Origin of the sequence: Streptomyces cellostaticus (genome assembly GCF_023630175.1) — a bacterium.
Taxonomy (GTDB): Bacteria; Actinomycetota; Actinomycetes; order Streptomycetales; family Streptomycetaceae; genus Streptomyces; species Streptomyces cellostaticus_A.
The window spans coordinates 21,328-41,425 of sequence record NZ_JALLIN010000036.1 but is presented as its reverse complement, the minus strand read 5'-3'; the positions used below and the strand labels follow the sequence as shown (position 1 = coordinate 41,425).

The 20,098-nt window shown below is 71.4% G+C and carries 16 protein-coding genes; 10 read left to right on the top strand and 6 right to left on the bottom strand.

What is annotated here, in order from left to right:
- Positions 1 to 301 precede the first annotated feature (301 nt).
- A complete protein-coding gene (locus MXD57_RS22350) occupies positions 302 to 1,828 on the top strand; it encodes an FAD-binding protein (RefSeq protein WP_250403539.1) in 1,527 nt (508 codons plus the stop codon).
- Positions 1,829 to 1,932: 104 nt separating this feature from the next.
- Here MXD57_RS22350 and MXD57_RS22345 read toward each other — a convergent pair whose 3' ends face one another.
- From MXD57_RS22345 to MXD57_RS22335, 3 genes are all read right to left on the bottom strand, one after another.
- The gene (locus MXD57_RS22345; protein WP_250403538.1) at positions 1,933 to 2,229 is read right to left on the bottom strand and encodes a muconolactone Delta-isomerase family protein; all 297 of its coding nucleotides are present in this window, start codon (positions 2,227 to 2,229) and stop codon (positions 1,933 to 1,935) included.
- Positions 2,230 to 2,281: 52 nt separating this feature from the next.
- Positions 2,282 to 3,565: an activator-dependent family glycosyltransferase gene (locus tag MXD57_RS22340; protein ID WP_250403537.1), complete on the bottom strand. Its 1,284-nt coding sequence runs from the start codon at positions 3,563 to 3,565 to the stop codon at positions 2,282 to 2,284.
- A 280-nt stretch (positions 3,566 to 3,845) separates the two neighbouring features.
- Positions 3,846 to 5,324, bottom strand: coding sequence for an MFS transporter (locus tag MXD57_RS22335; protein ID WP_250403536.1), 1,479 nt, complete (start codon positions 5,322 to 5,324; stop codon positions 3,846 to 3,848).
- A 393-nt stretch (positions 5,325 to 5,717) separates the two neighbouring features.
- Here MXD57_RS22335 and MXD57_RS22330 point away from each other — a divergent pair, with 393 nt between their 5' ends.
- The 4 genes from MXD57_RS22330 (at position 5,718) to MXD57_RS22315 (ending at position 11,450) form a co-directional block, all read left to right on the top strand.
- Complete coding sequence (locus tag MXD57_RS22330; RefSeq protein ID WP_250403535.1) at positions 5,718 to 6,965, top strand: class I SAM-dependent methyltransferase; 1,248 nt, start codon at positions 5,718 to 5,720, stop codon at positions 6,963 to 6,965.
- Between the two features lie 236 nt (positions 6,966 to 7,201).
- On the top strand, positions 7,202 to 10,207 hold the full coding sequence (locus MXD57_RS22325; RefSeq protein WP_250403534.1) for a DEAD/DEAH box helicase: 3,006 nt from the start codon (positions 7,202 to 7,204) through the stop codon (positions 10,205 to 10,207).
- A complete protein-coding gene (locus tag MXD57_RS22320) occupies positions 10,204 to 11,028 on the top strand; it encodes an SWIM zinc finger family protein (RefSeq protein WP_250403533.1) in 825 nt (274 codons plus the stop codon). The genes MXD57_RS22325 and MXD57_RS22320 overlap by 4 nt, the downstream gene beginning before the upstream one ends.
- Before the next feature lie 113 nt (positions 11,029 to 11,141).
- Positions 11,142 to 11,450 (top strand): antibiotic biosynthesis monooxygenase family protein, encoded by a 309-nt coding sequence (locus tag MXD57_RS22315; protein WP_250403532.1) that lies wholly within the window; start codon positions 11,142 to 11,144, stop codon positions 11,448 to 11,450.
- 51 nt (positions 11,451 to 11,501) lie between these two features.
- Here the strand turns inward: MXD57_RS22315 and MXD57_RS22310 are convergent, their stop codons facing one another.
- Positions 11,502 to 12,326: an AfsR/SARP family transcriptional regulator gene (locus tag MXD57_RS22310; protein ID WP_308290880.1), complete on the bottom strand. Its 825-nt coding sequence runs from the start codon at positions 12,324 to 12,326 to the stop codon at positions 11,502 to 11,504.
- A 1,109-nt stretch (positions 12,327 to 13,435) separates the two neighbouring features.
- Here MXD57_RS22310 and MXD57_RS22305 point away from each other — a divergent pair.
- Positions 13,436 to 14,560 (top strand): sensor histidine kinase, encoded by a 1,125-nt coding sequence (locus tag MXD57_RS22305; RefSeq protein ID WP_250403531.1) that lies wholly within the window; start codon positions 13,436 to 13,438, stop codon positions 14,558 to 14,560.
- Here MXD57_RS22305 and MXD57_RS22300 read toward each other — a convergent pair.
- A complete protein-coding gene (locus tag MXD57_RS22300; RefSeq protein ID WP_250403530.1) occupies positions 14,490 to 15,098 on the bottom strand; it encodes a response regulator transcription factor in 609 nt (202 codons plus the stop codon). The genes MXD57_RS22305 and MXD57_RS22300 overlap by 71 nt on opposite strands.
- A gap of 577 nt (positions 15,099 to 15,675) precedes the next feature.
- On the opposite strand from MXD57_RS22300, the gene MXD57_RS22295 reads away from it, so the two are divergent.
- The 4 genes from MXD57_RS22295 (at position 15,676) to MXD57_RS22280 (ending at position 19,439) form a co-directional block, all read left to right on the top strand.
- The gene (locus tag MXD57_RS22295; protein WP_250403529.1) at positions 15,676 to 16,449 is read left to right on the top strand and encodes a cyclase family protein; all 774 of its coding nucleotides are present in this window, start codon (positions 15,676 to 15,678) and stop codon (positions 16,447 to 16,449) included.
- Positions 16,450 to 16,654: 205 nt separating this feature from the next.
- Complete coding sequence (locus MXD57_RS22290; RefSeq protein WP_250403528.1) at positions 16,655 to 17,926, top strand: beta-ketoacyl-[acyl-carrier-protein] synthase family protein; 1,272 nt, start codon at positions 16,655 to 16,657, stop codon at positions 17,924 to 17,926.
- Complete coding sequence (locus MXD57_RS22285) at positions 17,923 to 19,149, top strand: ketosynthase chain-length factor (protein ID WP_250403527.1); 1,227 nt, start codon at positions 17,923 to 17,925, stop codon at positions 19,147 to 19,149. The genes MXD57_RS22290 and MXD57_RS22285 overlap by 4 nt, the downstream gene beginning before the upstream one ends.
- A gap of 23 nt (positions 19,150 to 19,172) precedes the next feature.
- Complete coding sequence (locus MXD57_RS22280) at positions 19,173 to 19,439, top strand: acyl carrier protein (RefSeq protein WP_250403526.1); 267 nt, start codon at positions 19,173 to 19,175, stop codon at positions 19,437 to 19,439.
- A gap of 115 nt (positions 19,440 to 19,554) precedes the next feature.
- On the opposite strand, the gene MXD57_RS22275 is transcribed toward MXD57_RS22280, so the two are convergent.
- Positions 19,555 to 20,010: a nuclear transport factor 2 family protein gene (locus MXD57_RS22275; protein ID WP_250403525.1), complete on the bottom strand. Its 456-nt coding sequence runs from the start codon at positions 20,008 to 20,010 to the stop codon at positions 19,555 to 19,557.
- Positions 20,011 to 20,098 lie beyond the last annotated feature (88 nt).

Genomic DNA, 20,098 nt, shown 5'->3' with positions numbered 1-20,098 from the left:
CGGAGGAAAGCTACGGCGCATCCTCAGCGCAGGTGAGCGGGGGCGATGGGGGTCCCCCGCGCCTGGGGCCCTTGCCGCTCGAGCGAAGCCGAGCGTGCGGGAGCAGCCGAGCCTGAGGGAGTCGGCAACCGACGACAACACCGCAGAGGGGCGTGCCGAGCCCCGCGTCCGCGGCATGATCCGCCGGACGGCCCCAGGACCGCGGGGGACGTCTCGAGTCGGGTTCGAGGGCGGGCGTGTGGGGTGGCGGCGCAGCAGTCCGCCCGGCCCGGAGGGCCGTAGGAGCGAGAAGAGGTACGAGATGACCGACGGCGAGCGTCATCGGCCGCCGCTGGGGCCGGTCCGGGTCACGCCGGCTGATCCGCGGTATCGGGACCTGATCAGGGGCGTCAACCACCGGTTCACCGGCAGCCCGGGTCAGATACGGATCGTCGGGTCGGCCGAGCAGACCGTCGAGGCGGTGCAGGACGCCGTCAACGCGGGGCTGCAGCTCGCGGTCCGCAGCGGCGGGCACTGTCTGGAGGACCTGGTGGATGGGCCCGACACCGCCTTCCTCCTCGACATGTCCGAGATGCGGCAGGTGTACTACGACCCCGGCATGCGCGCCTTCGCGGTGGAGCCCGGGGCTCATCTGGGGGACGTCTACCGCACGCTGTACAAGGGGTGGGGCGTGACGGTTCCCGGTGGCTCGTGCCCGACGGTCGCGGCGGGCGGTCACTTCGCCGGCGGCGGGTACGGTCCGCTGACCCGGCTGCACGGCTGCGTCGTGGACCATCTGTACGCGGTCGAGGTCGTCGTGGTCGACGCGGCGGGCCGGGCCCGGCTGGTGGTGGCGTCCTGGGACGACGAAGGCGAACTCGGCGACCTGTGGTGGGCACACACCGGTGGGGGCGGCGGTACGTTCGGCGTGGTGACGCGGTACTGGCTGCGGACCGCCGGCGCGACCGGAAGCGACCCCGCGGGCCTGCTGCCGCACCCCCCGTCGGCGGTGCTGGACAGCCTGGTGACCTGGTCGTGGGAGGGCATGACCGCCGAGCGGTTCCGCCGGCTGATGCGCAACCACGCAGAGTGGCACGAGCGCAACAGCGCCGCCGACTCTCCCTACGCGTCCCTGTTCAGCGTGCTCGGCGTGATGCACCCGTCCTCGGGGGTGCTGGTGATGAGCACCCAGATGGACGCCACGGTCCCGGACTCCGAGCGCCTGCTGGCGGCGTACGTGGACGCTCTCGACGAGGGGGTGGGGCTGTGCCCGGCGCACACCGTGCGAGCCAGGCCCTGGCTGGAGTCGATGCTGCAGCCCACCCTGCCCGACACCGTCACCGGCATGCGTTCCAAGGGCAAGGCCGCCTACCTCCGCAAGGGGTACACGGACGGACAGCTCGACGCGCTGTACCGAGGTCTGACGGACGAGCGGTATACCAATCCCGGCGCCGGCGTGCTGTTCATGTCGTACGGCGGCGCGGTCAGCGCCGTGGCTCCCAACGCCACCGCCACGGCCCAGCGCGACGCCGTGCTCAAGGCGCTGTACGTGACGCTGTGGCGGGAGCCGGAGGAGGACGGCGGGCATCTGGCGTGGATCCGGGGGCTGTACCGGGAGGTCTACGCGCACAGCGGTGGGGTGCCCGTACCGGACGAGGTGAGCGACGGCGCGTACGTCAACTACCCCGACACCGACCTCGCCGACCCGCAGTGGAACACCTCCGGCGTGCCCTGGTCCAGCCTCTACTACAAGGACAACTACCCGCGACTGCGGCGGGTGAAGGCGAGCTGGGATCCCAAGGGGGTCTTCCGGCATGCCTTGTCGGTGGAGCCGCCTGCGAGCGAGTAGGGCGGGCGAGCAGGGAGCCGCACGGGGGCGGGGCGTGGGTCTCCCGCCCCGCCCCCTTGTTCGGACGGGCCGCTCGGCTCGGACGGCCGTGGGATGTGAGCTGCTCAGTTCTCCGTGTAGCGCGTGGAGTCGAAGGCGCCCGCCTGAGCGAGCGGGATCACCTCGAAGGTGAGGTGGGGGCTCATCGGGTTGTCGTAGAGGTGGCCGAGGAGTTCCTCGTGCGACTGGACATCGTAGATGAGCAAGCCGCCTGCCGCACCCACGCGGACCCAGTTGTGCTTGATGACGCCCTTGTCCACCAGGGCCTTGGTGTAGGCGAAACCCTCGGGCAGCCGGGTGCGGAACTCGTCTCCGCTGATGCCCCGGGGGGACTGCGTGGCCAGAACGGCGAATAGCGGCATGGTGGTTGTCTCTCCTCGGACGGGTAGGCGGTGTCGCGCAGGGGGACTTGGTTCAGGCCGCCGGCTGTACGGCGAGCCGTTCCAGCTCCGGGACGACGGTGTGGGGGCCAGGCTGGGACGTCATCGCCCGACGGAGGTGGTCGGCGCCGTCCGCGAAGGACGGCTCCTTCAGCAGACGCTCCAGCGCGCCGCGCAGGGCCGCAGGGGTCAGCTCGGCGGGCGGCAGGAACAAGCCGGCGCCGAGTTCTTCCGTCCGCACGGCCCGAAAGACGTTGTCCCACATGGAGGCCAGGAGCAACTGGGGTACACCGTGGACGGCCGCGGTGGACCAGGTACCGGCGCCGCCGTGGTGCACGATCGCCGCGCAGGTGGGCAGCAGGACGTGCAGCGGGGTGAAGTCGACGACGCGGATGTTGGTGGGCACGGTGGTCAGCGCTGTCTGGTCGGTCTTGTCGAGGAGGGCGACGACCTCCACGTCGAGATCGGCGACGGCGTCGAAGAAGTCGTCCGTGGTCACCGCGCGCCCGTCGGGCGAGTCGATGGTACGCACGCTGAACCCCTTCGTCAGGCAGACCCGCGGGCGGTCGGGGTCGTGCCGCAGCCAGGGCGGTACGACGGCGGGGAGCGGTCCGTTGTAGGGCACGTACCGCAGGGGGACGGTGTGCTGGCCGGGAGCCAGGCGCAGTTCTTCGGGCATCTGGTCGATCCGCCACAGTCCGCGGACGACTTCCTCCGTGAACTCCTGGCCGAAGCGAGCCAGTTGGCCGGTGATCCAGTCCCGCAGGGGATCGGCGCCGGGAGTGCTGCCCGCGTCCACTCCGGCGCGCCGGTGGTGGTCGAGGAGGGCGTCGCGCATGAACGCGAACAGGTCGGGGCCCCACAGCAGCCGGGCGTGCGGGGTGCCGGTGACGTGTGCGGCGATCGCTCCGGCGAAGGTGAACGTCTCCCACACGACGAGGTCGGGCCGCCATGCGCGGCAGAAGGCGACCATGTCGTCGACGGTCTCCTCGCTGCCGATACGGGAGTAGAAGGCGTCGGTGAGCAGGGCGCTGCTGGTCCGCAGGAACTCCGGGCCGTCCGGGGCAGTGGCTGCCCGGCGCAGGTCCCGGCCCTCGTGGTGGGCGTAGATCTGCGGGCCCTTGCGGGCCATGACGGCGGCCAAGCCCGGGTCGTCGCCGACCGGTACGGCGGTGAGGCCGGCGGAGGTGATGCCGGCGGTCAGGGGTGGCTGTGCGGCCACGCGAACCTCGTGACCTGCCGTGCGCAGGGCCCAGGCCAGGGGGACGGAGCCGTTGAAATGGGCATCGAGTGGCGGCACGGTGATCAGAACACGCATCGGCTCCCTCTTCGCCGGGGGTGCGGGACACGTCCAGGCTGGCCGTAGGGACTTGAGCGCAGGTGGAGCCTGTGGCGTGCGCGGCGTGGAGGGCCTGTGGAGGGCACGGAGTCGAGCCGGGGGACGCGCGCGGCGGGATCCGGGGACATGCACGACGCGGACCCCGTGGCCTGGGCGGCGGAAGGCCGGCATGCGAAGGGCCGGCGGGGTGTTGTCGGCACCCGCACCGGCCCTGCAGCCCGCCTCCGCGCCCGGGGGATGTAGCGCGGAGACGGGCCGATCACATGTGGACGCTCGCCGCGCCGGGCGCCTGCTCGGGCGCGCCCGCGGCGCGCTCCTGTTCCTGTCGGCGGGACAGGAAGAACAGGGCGACCACGATGGTCGCCGCCGCGAAGCAGGTCGCCGCGAGGAAGCCCCACTCGACGCTGCCGACCAGGATGCGGTCGGAGAGGGTGGACGGGTCCTGCCCGGGTGTGACGTCGTTCGCCGCCCACTGGCCGCCCTCGGTGAAGACGGTGACCAGGACGGCAAGCCCGAGCGAACCGCCCACCTGCTGGATGGCGTTGAGCACGCTGGAGGCCGAGCCCGACTCCTCGGGCGCTACCCCGGACAGTGCCAGCATGGTGGGCGGAATGGTGGCGAGCGCCATACCAACGCCGAAGATCAGCATCGGAGGCAGCAGGTCGGCCCAGTAGCTGCTGCCCTCGTCGAGCCGGGACAGCCACCAGTTGGCGCCGGTGAGCAGCACGGCCCCGGCGATCACCAGCACCTTGCTGCCGACCTGGGCGACGAGCTTGGTGACCATGCCCGCCACGGGGACGAGGACCGCGGCCACCGGCAGGAAGCACAGGCCGGCGGTCAGCGGGCTGTAGTCGAAGATCTGCTGCACGTACTGGGTGAGGAAGAACAGCATCCCGATCATGCTGCCCTGGATGAGCAGCATGGCGATGTAGGAACTCGCCCGGGTGCGGTCGAGGAACAGCTTGAGGTTGACGACCGGCTGGCGCGCAGTGCGCTCGATCGCCACGAACGACGGCAGCAGGAAGACGGCCAAGGCGAAGGCCACCAACGTGGAGGTGTCCGTCCAGCCGCTCTCGGAGGCGTGTGTGACGCCGTAGACGAGGGCGACCATGCCCGCCGTGGAGGTGAGGGCGCCGGCCAGGTCGAAGCGCCGGGAGTGTTTCTCGGTCTCGCTGATGAACAGCGGTGTGAGCAGGAAGACGGCCACGCCGATGGGCACGTTGACGAACATGACCCAGCGCCAGGAGGCGACGTCAGTCAGCACACCGCCCAGGATCAGGCCGATCGCCGCGCCGGATCCGCCGACCACCGAGTACATCGCGATGGCGCGGGCCCGCTTGGGCCCCTCTTCGAAAATCGACATGATCAGGGCGAGAGTGTTGGGCGCGGCCATCGCGCCGCCCGCCCCCTGCACCGCGCGGGCCGCGAGCAGCTGCCAGTCCTCGGTGGCCAGCCCGCCGACGAACGAGGCGAGGGTGAACACCGCAACGCCGATCAGGAACACCCGGCGCCGGCCGAGGATGTCACCGGCCCGGCCGCCGAGCAGCAGCAGCCCGCCGAAGGCGAGAGTGTAGGCGTTGATCACCCAGGACATGCTGGCGGTGGACAGCCCGAGGCTGGACTTCATGTCCGGCAGGGCGATCTGAACGATCATCATGTCAAGCACGATCATGAGCTGGCAGACCACGATGATCGTCAGGGCGATTCCGGTGCGTCCCGCCAGTCGAGCCGTGGGCACGGACGAAGGTGCCCCGGTCTGCGAGGACGCCAAATTGGATGACACGCCGCCTCCCTTTACTTGTTGCAGTACACGCCTTGCGGCGAGCGGATCGCAGCGACCGTACACCACATTTGAATTCATTTCACACGGCCTCGAAAAAAATCTGGATTTGACAGCCATCGGAAATTCTGCTCCCGGAATGGCTTTCACTTCTCTACTTGACTTCCTGGAATTACCGACTCTCCGGAAGGGGTCGACTTGACTTTTTCGGGACTTCCGCTCCGGGTCACCCGGCCGGAAAAACGGACAAACGGCTGGATCTTTTCGGTCGAGTCGCGTTCGAGCCGGCCCGTCTAGCGTCACCGCCGGCCCCACGGCGGGGGCCACCACCCGGACCACGAAGGAGCACCCGTGCCGACGGACGCCACGACCACGCTCGAGAACCCCGGGGACACCTCACCCGGGGCGGACCCGCAGACGGCCCTGGAGACCGCCCTCATCCGCCTCGCCGACCGCTCCGACGCCGAGATCGCCGCGGGCCTCGCCGACCTGGGCCTGGACCGCTGCGCCCGGGCGCTGCTGCGCGAGATCGTCGACCGGGCGCGTCTCTTCCCTGAGCCGCCGGTCGCGACGGCGGTGGAGGTACGGCTGCGGCTGGGCGAGGAGCGGTCGGTGTACACGGTCACCCTGGGCGGCGGTGCCCACAAGGTGACGCCGGGCCCGGCCGAGGCGGCACGGGCGCGCCTCGCCCAGGACCTGCTGGAGTTCCTGCGAGCCGTGTACGGGGCGCCAGGCCGGCACGACGCCACCCGCGAGCTGCACATCACCGAGCCGGACCGGCCGGTGCTCGACCCGGCCGACCCCGAGCACACCGAGCGGGCCGCCGCCGTGACGGCCCTGCACCAGCTGGCCGGCGCGCTCGCCCGGCCGCAGCGCTCGCTGAATGAACTTGCCGTGCACTTCCGCTCCGACAAGTGGGGCGGCCACTGGTACACCCCGCACTACGACCGCTACTTCGCCCAGCTGCGGGAGGGCGTCGTCAACCTCCTGGAGATCGGCATCGGCGGCTACGACGATCCCGATCAGGGCGGTGCCTCCCTGCGCATGTGGAAGCACTACTTCCCGCGCGGTTTGGTCCACGGTCTGGACGTCTACGAGAAGCGCGGCATCGCCGAGCCCCGGCTGTTCCCGCTGCGCGGCGACCAGTCGGACCCCGCGTACCTGGCCGGGCTGGCCGCCGAGCGGGGGCCGTTCGACATCGTCATCGACGACGGCAGCCACCTCAACGAGCATGTGCTGACCTCCTTCGAGGCCCTCTTCCCGCATCTGCGGCCCGGCGGTCTGTACGTCGTCGAGGACACCCAGACCGCGTACTGGACGGGCTGGGGTGGCAACGACCGCGACCTGAACGACCCCACCACCTCCATGGGGTTCGTGAAGGCACTCGTCGACGGCCTCAACCACCAGGAGCGCACCCCGGCGCAGGACGGGCCCGTCTCCCCCGCCACCCGCTGGGAACGCGGCATCGGCGCGGTACACGTCCACCACAATCTGGTGGTCGTGGAGAAAAGGGTGAACACCGAGCAGGGAGCTCCCGCCTGGGTTCCGCGCGATGTCGATCCGCGCAGTTGGTACACCGCCCCCGAACGGAGCGAATAATTCCGGCCACGGAACCGCCGCCGGAATGTTTTCGGCGGCGGTTCCGTCATGCCGTGCGCCCTCCCGGCGTGTTTATCCTGGAATCCCGTGCACGACCCGACCCACCGCACGCAGGCCGTCGGCCTCCAGCATTCCCACAGACAGGACACCGGATGGAAGCATCAGAAACTCCCGGATTTCTCGGCCTTTTACAGGCGACCTTCGTGCCGGATCCGGAGATGCCCGGACGGGGGCGTATGGCTTTTTGGGGGACGCCCGACCCGGCAACGGACGCGAAGGGCGCAGGCCTGAGCGACGGCACGTCCGAGGTCGCCTCTCTGCCCACGGTGGTGCCCGGCGGTGGCCGTCTGGTCCGGGCGGAGATGCCCGCGCTGCTGGTGCCGCTGGGCGACGTGCTGCGCGCGCTGGCCGGTCTGGCACCGGCGGGCGTCGACGCCGACGCCGGTGGCGGTGGTGCCCCGGGTCCGCAGGGCAACGTCCGGCTCGACCGGTCGGTGTACGCCTGGTCCGTCGCCGCCCGCTGGGCGCTGGAGCACGTCGTCGCCGGGCACGCCGTACCCCTGCTGCGTGCCGGGCCGGACGGCCGGCACCTGGCGCACTGGCACGTCGACCCCGTCGGCGACCCCCGCCTGGACGCGCTCGCCGAGGCCCTGCCGGCCGCCGCGCACGCCCTGCGCGTGGACACCGGGGTCACCCTGGACGCTGCGATCACCGTGGACGCGGAACCCGACGGAGCCCGGCTCTGGTCGGCGCAGGCCCTGCTGGAGGCGTTCTGCGACGCGGTGGCCGACCTGTGTGTCCGTGCGTCCGCCTCGGCCGCGGAGCCGGCCGAACCCGCCCGACGGCTCCGTGGACGCACGGAAGGATCCGGCGCGTCCCGGCCTCCCGGAACCCCCGACGCCTCCCCTGCGGCCTGGTCTCGGGCCTGGCTCGGCGCGCTGGCCGGGGAACGGGCCGAGGTGGTGCACGAGCGGCTGCCCGCCGTGGACGACGTGGAGCGCTGGGCGGCGGCCGCATCGGGTGAGCGCGTTCCGGCCCGGCTGTGCCTGCGGCTGGGGCTGCCCGCCGGGCCCGACGCGCCCTGGCCGCTGGACTTCCATCTCCAGGCGGCGGACGAGCCCGGTCTGCTGCTGCCCGCGCAGCGGGTGTGGCGCAGCCACGCCTCCGCGATCCCGCTCGGCAGCCGCCTCCTGGACAACCCGCAGGAGACGCTGACCGCCTCGCTCGGCGTGGCCGCGCGCTGGTTCCGGCCCCTCGCGGCCTGCCTGGGCGAGGCCCGGCCCGTCCAGGTACGGCTCACCCCGTTCAATGCCGCGGCCCTCTTCGAAGACGCGGGCAACGACCTGCGCAACGCGGGCATCGGGGTGGCGGTCCCGCGGGAGCTGGAGGACGGTGCCCGGGTGCTCGGGCCGCGGCTGCGGGTCGGATCCCGGCGCGGCGGCCAGCGGGCCGATGTGACGGACACCGCCGGGGCCCGGCACCGGACCGTCACCTACCGCTGGGAGGCGGTGGTGGGCGACGAGGTCCTCACCTCGGACGAGGTGACCGAACTGGCAGCGTGCGGTGAGCCGTTCGCCCTGTGGCGCGATGTCTGGGTACGGGTCGACACCGAGCGTGTGGCCGAACTCGCCTCCCTGGTGGGGCGGACCGGGCGGCTGTCCACTGCGGAGGCCCTGTCGGTCGCGCTGTGCGGACGCCACCGTACGGAGGAGTTCGGCGACGTCCCCGCTCTGGCCGAGGGGCCGGTCGCCGACCTGGTGAGCCGGCTGCGTACGGCGCTCGCCGACGAGGAGCCCCGACTCGCAGGTGTGTGCGCCGAGCTGCGCGACTACCAGCGCCGGGGCATCGCCTGGCTCCAGTCGCTGACCGAGCTGGGCTTCGGCGCCCTGCTCGCCGACGACATGGGTCTGGGCAAGACGCTCCAGACCATCGCCCTGCTGGCCGGCCGGCCCCGGCAGCGGCCGCAGCTCGTGGTCTGCCCGACCTCCGTGGTGAGCAACTGGCACCGGGAGGCTGCGCGGTTCGCGCCGGACCTGACCGTTCGGCTGCACCATGGGCCCCGCCGAGCCACCCGTCCCGAGGAGTTCGCCCCCGGGACCGTCCATGTGACCAGCTACGCGCTGCTGCGCCTGGACGCCGATCTGCTGACCTCCGTCGACTGGGACCTGGTCGTCCTCGACGAAGCCCAGCAGATCAAGAACCACACCGCGCAGACCGCGCGTGCCGCGTTCCGGCTGACCTCGCACGCCAGGGTGGCGCTGACCGGCACGCCCGTGGAGAACCGGCTGTCGGAGCTGTGGTCGATCATGCACTTCGCCAACCCGGGCCTGCTCGGCTCGCACCGCCGCTTCAAGGAGCAGGTCGCCGTCCCCGTCGAACGGGACGGCGACCAGGAGTCCGCGGACCGGCTGCGTACCGTCACGGCGCCCTTCATGCTGCGCCGGATGAAGAGCGCTGTCGTCGACGAGCTGCCCGCCAAGCTGGAGTCCACGGTCTCCTGCGACCTGACCGCGGAGCAGACCCGGCTGTACCGGGCCGCCGTGGACGAGGCGTTCGACACGGACGACGGACTGGGCAGCGGCATCCAGCGGCGGGGCAACGTGCTGCGGCTGCTCACCCGGCTCAAACAGATTTGCAACCACCCGGCCCAGGTCCTGGGCGAGGAGGACACCGACGCCGGGCGGCTCGCCGGGCGCTCGGGCAAGCTGGAGCGGGCCACCGAGATGCTCGGCGAGGTCGTGGCGTCCGGTGAACGGGCGCTGGTGTTCACCCAGTACCGGGTGATGGGCGATCTGCTGGCCCGTCATCTGTCGGGCGAGCTCGGCCTGACGGGGGTGCCGTTCCTGCACGGCGGGACACCGACGGAACACCGGGACCGGATGGTACGCGCGTTCCAGGAGGACGACGACGCTCCGCCGCTGCTGCTGATCAGCCTCAAGGCGGGCGGCTTCGGCCTGAACCTGACCCGCGCCTCGCACGTGATGCACTACGACCGGTGGTGGAACCCGGCCGTCGAGGACCAGGCCACGGACCGCGCGCACCGGATCGGCCAGACCAAGACCGTCCTGGTGCACAAGCTGGTCACCGCCGACACCTTCGAGGAGCGCATCGACGCCCTGCTACAGAGCAAGCGTTCGCTGGCCGACGCCGTCGTCGGCACCGGCGAGACCTGGCTGACCGAGCTGGACGACGACGCGCTGCACGCACTGGTCCGGCTCGCCGACTCGGGAGACACCGCATGAGCCCGGCCACCGGCCGCACCACGGATGCCCGCGACCGACAGCAGACCTTCGGCGCGACCTGGTGGAGCAAGCGCTGGATCCGCGCCCTGGAGTCACTGGGGGCCACCTATCCCAACACCCGGCTGCCGCGGGGACGTTCCCTGGCCCGCAAAGGAGCCGTACAGGGACTGCAGGTCCAGCCGGGCGAGGTGACCGCCCGGGTGGAACAGGGCGGACGCACCTACCAGGTGGCGCTCTGCCTGCCGGTGTTCACCGAGGAGCAGTGGAAGGCGGGGGTGCGGGCCTTGGCCGGCCAGATCCAGCATGCGGCGAGCCTGTTGCAGGGACAGATGCCGGAGAACATCGACGAGACGTTCGGGAAGGCGGGGCTCACGCTGTTCCCGCGCCGCGGTGAGTTCTCCTCGCGGTGCGGGTGCCGGGACACCGGTGATCCGTGCGTGCACGGCGCCGCCGTGCACTACACCTTCGCCGGCGCCCTGGACGACAACCCGTTCCTGCTGCCCGCGCTGCGCGGCCACAACCGGGAGGAACTGCTCGCCCGGCTGCGTGCTGCCCGCAGCGGTTCCTCGGCCCAGCCCTCGACCGCGACCGACCGGCTCCCCGCGGACGAGGCGTTCTTCGTCGGCGGCGACCTGGCCCAGGTCCCCCTGCACCCGCTGCCTCCCTCCGCACCGGATCAACTGATCCGCCGCCTCGGCTCTCCGCCGGCCGGCGAGCCTGGTGACACGGAGGCCCTCGCCGGGCTCGCCCGTCGCGCGGCCGCGTACGCCTGGGAGGTCCTGCGGGCCGAGGAAGCACGAAGGTCCGGCTCCGGCTCCTGAACGTGGCCAGCCCTCGATCGGCCTTGCCACCACGGCCGTTCGAGCCCCTGTCGAGCGGTGCCGACCACGATGGCGGTCGTGGATTCGAGCCCGCCCGGCAGGAGGCAACTCTGGTGATCACCTTCGTCAACCGCTTCGATGTGCACGGTTCCCCTGCCGAGTTCGAGCGCGTCTTCGACCGGACCTCGCTGTTCTTCAGCGCCCAGCCCGGCTTTCTGCGGCACCGGCTGCTGCGCCACGCGGACCAGCCCGGCAAGTACGTCAACGTCGCGGAGTGGGAGAACCGCACGGCATTAGAACAGGCCTTGCGTCAGCCGGAGTTCGCTCCGCACGCCCGGGCCCTGCGAGAACTGAGCACCAGCGATCCCCAGCTGTACGTCAGCGCCCTCGAGCGCTCCGAGCCGCAGCGACCGCACGCATGACACACCGCTGTCCGGCCCCCTGGAGCCGGACAGCGGCGGCACATGACGGCCTCAGCCCGCCAGCAGGGGGCTGAGGTCGAGCTCGTCGGCCTCCGGTTCGCCGCTCAGGATCGCCTGGTGCAGCCGCTGGAGCCGGACACCGGGCTCGATACCGAGTTCCTCACCGACGCTGCGGTGCAGCCGGCGGAACTCCTCCAGCGCCCGCCAGGTGCTGCCGGCCCGGTGGAACGCCGTCATGAGCTGGGCGCTGAGGTTCTCGTTGAGCGGATGACGGGCGGTGAGCACCCGCAGCTCGGGGATGAGCAACGCGTGCCGGCCCAGCCGCAGTCCGGCCGTGATGCGCTGCTCCAGCACCTGCATCCGCGTTTCCTCCATCCCGATGGCCTCCAGCTCCAGGACCGTGCCCTGCGGTACGTCCTCCAGCGCGAGCCCCCGCCACAAGTCAAGGGCGCGCCTCAGCAGGTCGGCAGCGGCCCGGGCGTCACCGGCCTCCAGCGCGGTCGCGCCGCGCAGCGCGAGGTCCTCGAAGCCAGTCAGGTCGTGTTCCTCGACGACCGCGGCGAGCCGGTAGCCCCCGAAGGACATGCCAAGGACGTCCTTCGGGGAGAGCGCGCACCCCTCGGGCAGTGCGGCGGCTATGGCCCGGCGTAAGTGGAGGACGTAGGTCTGCAGGGTGGTCGAGGCGCTGCGGGGCGGGGCGTCCCCCCACAACTCCTCCATCAGCGTGGACACGGGCACGGCGCGCCCCGCGCGGAGGGCGAGGAGCGCGAGGACCTGCCGGGGCTTGCCCGCCGTGGGGACGATCGAGCCGCCGCCCAGCTGGGCGTGGAGCGGACCGAGGACACCGAGTTTCATCTGCATGTGCGAACCCTTCATGTCGTCACGCGAGCAGGATGCTCGGAGCCTGTCATCCCGGCGGCGGGCGCTGAAGGGTATGCCGCACCGATGCCCCCGTGAATTGTGCACGCTCGTCCCAGGGACCTTGCGTGTTTGCGAGTTGGGCGGAAGTGCCCTGTGATGGCCGGTCATGGCAGGCTGGTCCGGATACAAGTGCAGGCCCGATCTCGCTGATCATGTGAGTGTCGAGTTCCCGTGACCACAACCGAAGACCGTGCCTACTGTCGTTTCTCCTATACCGTCGGGCCTGGAGCAGCGGGGCCATATTCCGTCGCCGCAGCCGTTGCCCGACGCGGTGTGCCTTGTCCGGTTCCTGGCGGAGCTGCCCGACCCGCGTGACCGTCGTGGCCGGTGCTTCCCGCTGACGGCGCTCATTCTCGCCGTCAGCGTGTTCCGCCAGGACGACCACACCAACATCGCCGCAGCCTGCCCCTACACCGCGCGCGACCCGGGACGACCCCTCACAGCCCTCGGGACCAGGTGATCAACCGGACAGATCGACTACATGCAATGGCCCTGGCTCGCCCCGGGCGTTCGTCTGGCGTCCCCGCGCCCCGCCCGCGGAGCCGGCCGTCTCCGTCACGGAGCGCGCCAGGAGCGCATCGGACGGTCGTGTGTGGTACATCACGGCAGTGGGCCCATGAATTCATTTCGGTCCTGGCCGTTTTCGGGCCCCCGCGACATACCGGCCCACCGGTTCTTTACCGACTCCGTGAACCCGTTCACCCGAGACCCAGGGCAATCTGCTGCAGCGTCGACAAACGGGAGTTCGGCGTCATTCGGAGAAAAACGACGATTCCGGAGGGCCTCGCCTCTACCCGGCCGGCGCTGCCGGAAACCGGGCCGCGATCGGTGTTTACTTAAATCTTCGATAAACCGCTGTCCAGGGCCCGTACGAATGTGGCCAGCGGGCGTATGGCAGAAACGGAGGTCACTCGTTCAATATTGCTCGTAACGCTGATCTCAGCAGGACGAACGGACGGGGGAGAGTTGTGCGGGGCTTGCGTAGGGGAGTCTTGGTTCCGTGGTGGCCGGTACTGATCGTCGTGTTCCTGCAGTGCGGGGTGGCCCTTGCCGGACTTTCGGCCATGCTCGATACCGGGACTACGGCCACCGCGGTGGTGGCCTGGGCGGTGTTGCTGCCCCCCTTGGTGGTCCTTCAGGTCCTCCACACGCTGCACGGCGCGGTCCTGACGAGACGGCACCAGCGGTGGGCCGGCGTGGTGGCGCAGGCGGCTCTCACCTATCTGCCGGTGCTGGTCTGGGGAGTGGAGTGGCCGGCCATGGCCGGGTTCGCCGCCGGATCGGCGCAGGCGGTGCTCAACGGCCCGGCCGGGAAAGCGTCGTTCGCGGTGATCGTGGCGGTCGCGTGGCCGGTCGCCGTGGGCAGCGGGCTGCCGCAGTACCAGGCGGCGACCGTCACGGCGGTGACCGCCGCGGTGGGTCTGGGGGTGGCGGCCTTGATGCGGATGGCCTGGCGGCTGCGCCGGCTGGACCACGCCTGGGACACCGCGGTGCGCGACGCCGCCCATCAGGAACGGCTGCGGATCGCCCGGGACCTGCACGATCTGGTGGCGAGCCGGCTCACCATGGCCGCCCTCCGCGGTGAGCTGGCCGAACGCTATCTGACGGGGCAGGACGAGCGGGCCCGCGCCGAGCTGCGCACGGCGGTCGAGCTCGCCCGGGACGCGCTGACCGATCTGCGGTCGCTGGCCCACCGGATCCAGACGCTGTCGCTGTCCGGAGAACTGAACGTGGCCCGCGCCACTTTGCGGGCGGTGGGCGTGGACGTGACCATCCGCAGCGAGCCCTGCCGGCTGGCGGCCGAGGTCGAGAACATGCTCGTGGCGGTCCTGCGGGAGGCGGTGACCAACCTGCTGCGGCACAGCACGGCCGGCCGGTGCCGTATCACGGTGCGTCGCAGGAACGGCCAGATCGTGCTGTGCGTGGCCAACGACGGCGTGCCCGAGGAGCTGCGGGTGCCGGCGCGGGAGCGGTGGGAGCTGCCGCGGGAGCGGCGCGGGCTGGGTAATCTGTCCGGCCGGGCGAGCACCGTCGGCGGGTCATGCACGACGGCCGTGACACCCGACGGCTGGTTCCGGCTCACCGTGACCTGCCCCGTGCTCCGCACGGATCCGCAGCTCAGGGCAACCAGCCCGCGTCCTGGGCTATCCGGACCGCGTCGAGACGACTGCGCGCCCCGAGCTTCGTGACGATGCTGCTGAGATGGTTGCGGACGGTCCCCGACGACAGCCGGGCGGCGTCCGCGACGTCCCGCACACTGCCCCCTTCGGAGGCCCAGCGCAGGATCTCCGTCTCCCGGGGCGTGAGCGGGTTGGCGCGGCTCTCCCACGCGGCCAGCATCAGCCTCGGGGCGATGACCCGCTGGCCGCCCGCGACCTTGTGGATCGCGTCGGCCAGCGCCGCGGGCGGGGCGTCCTTCAACAGGTAGCCGTCGACCTGCTGTTCCAGCGCCTGACGGACGGTGCCCGGGATCCCGAGACTGGTGAGCAGCAGAATGCGACAGGACGGCAGGTGTTCCTGGAGTTGTTCCGCGACCTCCAGTCCGGTCATGTCCGGCAGCATCACGTCGAGGACGACGACATCGGGCCGGTACTGAAGTGACAGGGACAACACCGAACGGCCGGTACCGGTGTCCGCGACGACTTCGATTCCGACCTCCTCGCTCAGCAGGGCCGTGAGGGCACCCCGTATCAGGTGTTCGTCCTCCGCGAGCAGTACTCGTACCACGCGTTCCCCCTATATGACAGAACCCTGGATTACCGGGCGTGCGGCTGGTTCGCGAATTCAGCCGGAGTGGGCCGCGGGACCATTCGACGGATCGGGCGGAAATATCCGCCGCTGCTCCGCCGGTGTTCTCTGCGGGTCGGCCCTTACCCGACGGTCGGTCAGGCACGGTCCTTATGGATACCCCGTCCGAGGTTTTATCAGGAGGGTTCGTCTGTCACGCGAGGCGGTATTCCCGGGCCACGCACCGGTCCCCGCGACGTGTCCTTCCCCAGCCGACTGCAACACACGTGATGATTCGCGTGCAGACTACATGGAGGTTCAATCATTGGTCCAACTTTATTAACACGGCGCGGATGTCGGTCCCGGGAGGTTCCGGTGGTCGTCCCCGCGGTGCCGCCCGCCCGTCGCGTACGGCTTCTCCCGGCCCTGCGTGAGCACGCCGCCGGACTGGTTCCCCTCACCTGCAAACGGATATGCGCCGACCTCGATCCGGGTTCGAGGGCCGGGCCGCACAGTGGCGGGCACGACGGTCCGTCACCCGGGACGGACCGGCCATCCCACCGGACCGGAGACAGCCGTGCGCATCATCGACCTGTCCTCACCGATCGACGCCGACGGATGGGAGCCCGACCCCGTCCGGCACGACATCATGACGCCCGCCGAGGGCGCCCGTCACATGAGCGAGGAAATGAAACGGCACTTCGGGCTGGACCTCGACCCGTCCGAACTGCCCGGCGGCGAACTGCTGTCACTGGACACGCTGACCCTGACCAGCCACACCGGCACCCATGTCGACGCGCCCTCGCACTACGGGTCCACCGCCTCGTACGGGGTACCCCGGCACATCGACCGGATGCCGCTGGAGTGGTTCCTGCGGCCCGGAATGCTGCTCGACGTCTCCGACGTCGGCACGGGCGTGATCGACCGCGACCAGATCCAAGACGCGATCAAACGCGTCGGACGCCAGCCCGAGCCCCTGGACATCGTGCTGCTGCGCACCGGCGCCGCCCAGCACGCCGGAACCCCCCGCTACTTCACGGACTTCGCCGGTCTCGACGGGCCCGCCACCGAGTACCTGCTGGACTTCGGGGTCCGAGTCATCGGCACCGATGCTTGGAGCCTCGACGCGCCCTTCCCCGACATGATCAGGCGCTACCGGGAGAGCGGCGACCCGTCGGTCCTGTGGCCGGCCCACTTCGCCGGACGCCGTACGGAGTATTGCCAGATCGAGCGGCTGGCCCACCTGGAGGACCTGCCTGCGTCGACCGGCTTCCAAGTCTGCTGCTTTCCCGTGAAGATCAGGAACGGGGGCGCCGGCTGGGCGCGCGCGGTGGCGCTCGTGGACGGGTGAACCACGCTCGGCGCAGGACTCAGCCACCGGTCGAGCAGCGTTTGAGGACACCGGCTCATCGTCGGGGATGCCGCACGGAGCCCGTCGTACGGGCGCCGGGCCGCAGGAACCGACTCGGCAGAGAGGACGTCCCCGTGCACATACAGCCCACCCGCCCCTCCCACCCCACAGCTCGCCCCGCGGCGGCGCGGACGGGCGGGCCCCGATGAGCAGGCGCGTCGCCATCACCGGAATCGGGGTCGTCGCCCCCGGCGGAAGCGGCGGGACCAAGCCGTTCTGGTCGCTGCTGACCGAGGGACGCACCGCCACCCGCACCATCTCCCTGTTCGACGCCTCGTCGTTCCGCTCCCGGGTGGCCGCCGAGGTCGACTTCGATCCCGTGGCCTCCGGACTGCGTCCGCAGGAGATCCGGCGCATGGACCGCGCCGCGCAGTTCGCAGTGGTCGCCGCCCGTGAGGCAGTGGTGGACAGCGGGCTGGAGACGGCCGACACGGACCCCTGCCGCACCGGCGTCACCATCGGCAGCGCCGTCGGGGCCACGATGGGCCTGGACAGCGAGTACGCGGTGGTCAGCGACGGCGGTGCCACCTGGCTGGTGGACCACACGTACGCCGTTCCCCACCTGTTCGACTTCTTCGTCCCCAGTTCCTTCGCCCGGGAGGTGGCCTGGGCGGTCGGCGCACAGGGCCCGACGGCGCTGGTCTCCACCGGCTGCACCTCCGGCCTCGACTCCGTCGGGCACGCGGTGCAACTTATCCGTGAGGGCAGCGCGGACCTCATGGTGGCCGGGGCCACCGACGCCCCCGTCTCGCCCATCTCCGTCGCCTGCTTCGACGCGATCAAGGCGACCACCCCCCGCAACGACGACGCGGCCCACGCCTCCCGGCCCTTCGACCGGACCCGCAACGGGTTCGTGCTGGGCGAGGGCGCGGCCGTGTTCGTCCTGGAGGAACTGGAGCGGGCCCGCGCCCGCGGCGCCCATGTGTACGCCGAGATCGCCGGGTTCGCCTCGCGCAGCAACGCGTACCACATGACGGGCCTGCGCGCGGACGGCGCCGAGATGGCCGAGGCGATCCGTACGGCCCTCGACGACGCCCGGACCGACCCCACCGACGTCGACTACGTCAACGCCCACGGCTCGGGCACCAAGCAGAACGACCGGCACGAGACCGCCGCGTTCAAACGCAGCCTGGGTGAGCGGGCCTACGCCGTCCCGGTCAGCTCGATCAAGTCGATGATCGGCCACTCGCTGGGCGCGATCGGCGCGCTGGAGATCGCCGCCTGCGCCCTCGCCGTCGAGCACGGCGTCGTACCGCCGACCGCGAACCTGCATGAGCCCGACCCGGAGTGCGACCTGGACTACACGCCGCTGACGGCGCGCGAAACACGGGTGGACACGGTGCTGACGGTCGGCAGCGGCTTCGGCGGCTTCCAGAGCGCCATGGTGCTCACCCGCCCGGATCGGAGGGCCGCATGAGCAGCACGGCATCCCCGCTCTTCACTGGCATCGGCGTCACGGCCCCCAACGGGCTGGGCACCGAGGCCTGGTGGCGGGCCACCCTGGCGGGCGAGCACGGCATCCGTCCGGTCTCCCGCTTCGACGCCACCGGCTATCCGGCCACCCTCGCCGGCGAGGTGCCCGACTACGAGCCGGAGCGGCACATCCCCAGCCGGCTACTGCCGCAGACCGATCACATGACCCGGCTCGCGCTCACCGCCGCCGAGGAGGCGCTCTCCGACGCCAATGTGGATCCGGACGGCCTGCCGGAGTACGCCGCCGGCGTGGTTACCGCGGCCTCGGCCGGTGGGTTCGAGTTCGGCCAGCGCGAGTTGCAGGCCCTGTGGAGCAAGGGCGGACAGTTCGTCAGCGCGTACCAGTCCTTCGCCTGGTTCTACGCCGTCAACGCCGGCCAGATCTCTATCAGACACGGGCTGCGCGGGCCGAGCGGCGTCCTGGTCACCGAGCAGGCCGGCGGACTGGACGTGGTGGCCCAGGCCCGCCGTCAGCTGCGCAAGGGCAGCGCGCTGATGGTGACCGGAGGCGTCGACGGGTCCCTCTGCCCCTGGGGCTGGACCGGTCATCTGGCAGGCGGACGCATGAGCACCGTCGCCGAACCGGAGCGGGCCTACCTGCCGTTCGCCGGTGACGCCCGCGGCCATGTGGCCGGCGAGGGGGGCGCGATCCTGATCCTGGAGGACGCCGCCGCGGCCCGGGCGCGCGGTGCCCGGACGTACGGCGCACTCGCCGGCTACGCCGCCACGTTCGACCCGGCACCCGGCACCGACGCCGAGCCCGGCCTGCGCCGGGCGGTGGAACTGGCCCTGGACGACGCCGGACTCGCCGCCGGCGACATCGACGTGGTCTTCGCCGACGGCGCCGGGATCCGCGACCTCGACCGGCAGGAGGCCGACGCCCTGGCCCGGGTCTTCGGTCCCCGGGGCGTGCCGGTGACCGTCCCCAAGACAATGACCGGGCGTTTGCTGGCCGGTGGCGCGGCCCTGGACCTGGCGGCGGCGCTGCTGTCGGTCCACGAGGGGCTGATCCCGCCGACCGTCCATGTGACCTCCCCCGCCGACGACTGCCCCGTCGACCTGGTCACCGCCGTACGCCGCGGCCCGGTACGCCACGCGCTGGTGCTCGCGCGCGGCCACGGCGGGTTCAACGCGGCCGCGGTGGTGACCGCCGTGCCCGACAGCTGAAGATCCCCAGAAAGGTGTGCCCCATGGCGGAGATGACCCTTGAGCAACTCACCGGCCTGCTGCGCGAGTGCGCGGGCGAGGAGGAAGGGGTGGACCTGGACGGCGACGTCCTGGACCGTTCCTTCACCAACCTCGGCTACGACTCCCTGGCGATGCTGCAGGTGATCGGCCGTATCGAGCAGGACTACGGCCTCACGCTGCCGGACGAGGTGGTGGCGGAGGCGACGACGCCACGCCAGTTCCTGGCGCGCATGAACGACGGTCTGAGCGAGGTGGCTCGGCCGGCGTGACGGCGGTGGCAGACAGAGGAGGAGGGCGGGACCTTCGGGCCCCGCCCCCTTCGTCGTAGCCGGCCGGGCGCAGGGGTCACGGCTGGTTCAGGCGTGCCCGGGGGTCGTCGCCGGTTCAGGCGCCGGGTCGGATGTCGTCCCGGCGGATCTGACGGTCCTTCACCCGCCAGGTGCCGTACTCGTGCACCAGGACGTCGTCGCAGATGCTGCTGGAGCGGATCTCGGGGGTGCCGCCGCGCGGTGTCTCCACCACCAGCGCGTAGGAGCCGACGAGCAGCTCCTCGCCGTCCCCCGGGCGGACCGACAGCATGCCCAGCCAGTGGCGGCGCTGGATGCCGCGCCGGGCATAGTCGTCGACGGCGGCACGCGCGGCCGCGGCGATCGCGGCGCGCCCCACGACCGGCTGCGGGAAGGCGTTGGCGTTGAAGACGCCGTCGGAAGTGAAGGTCTCGGCCCACTCCTCCGCCCGGCCGTCGTCCAGCAGCCGCATCTGCCGTGCATAGAACTGCTGGACCAGCTGGTACGGTCCGGCGAGGGTGGGGTCGGTGGACACCGTCTCGGCGATCGACATGCGGTTTTCCTCCTGAATCAGGCCTTGGGTTCCCCGAAGGGTCCGCCGGCCGGCTGCAGCCCGCCTCGATCCGGGCTGGAGCCCGGCG

Excerpts from the sequence above, each read along its gene's own strand:
- MXD57_RS22320 (WP_250403533.1), top strand. The coding sequence starts at position 10,204 with ATGAGCCCGGCCACCGGCCGCACCACGGATGCCCGCGACCGACAGCAG.
- MXD57_RS22305 (WP_250403531.1), top strand. The coding sequence starts at position 13,436 with ATGCTCGATACCGGGACTACGGCCACCGCGGTGGTGGCCTGGGCGGTG.
- MXD57_RS22345 (WP_250403538.1), bottom strand. The coding sequence starts at position 2,229 with ATGCCGCTATTCGCCGTTCTGGCCACGCAGTCCCCCCGGGGCATCAGC.
- MXD57_RS22285 (WP_250403527.1), top strand. The coding sequence starts at position 17,923 with ATGAGCAGCACGGCATCCCCGCTCTTCACTGGCATCGGCGTCACGGCC.
- MXD57_RS22310 (WP_308290880.1), bottom strand. The coding sequence starts at position 12,326 with ATGAAGGGTTCGCACATGCAGATGAAACTCGGTGTCCTCGGTCCGCTC.
- MXD57_RS22340 (WP_250403537.1), bottom strand. The coding sequence starts at position 3,565 with ATGCGTGTTCTGATCACCGTGCCGCCACTCGATGCCCATTTCAACGGC.
- MXD57_RS22280 (WP_250403526.1), top strand. The coding sequence starts at position 19,173 with ATGGCGGAGATGACCCTTGAGCAACTCACCGGCCTGCTGCGCGAGTGC.
- MXD57_RS22290 (WP_250403528.1), top strand. The coding sequence starts at position 16,655 with ATGAGCAGGCGCGTCGCCATCACCGGAATCGGGGTCGTCGCCCCCGGC.
- MXD57_RS22275 (WP_250403525.1), bottom strand. The coding sequence starts at position 20,010 with ATGTCGATCGCCGAGACGGTGTCCACCGACCCCACCCTCGCCGGACCG.
- MXD57_RS22350 (WP_250403539.1), top strand. The coding sequence starts at position 302 with ATGACCGACGGCGAGCGTCATCGGCCGCCGCTGGGGCCGGTCCGGGTC.
- MXD57_RS22325 (WP_250403534.1), top strand. The coding sequence starts at position 7,202 with ATGGCTTTTTGGGGGACGCCCGACCCGGCAACGGACGCGAAGGGCGCA.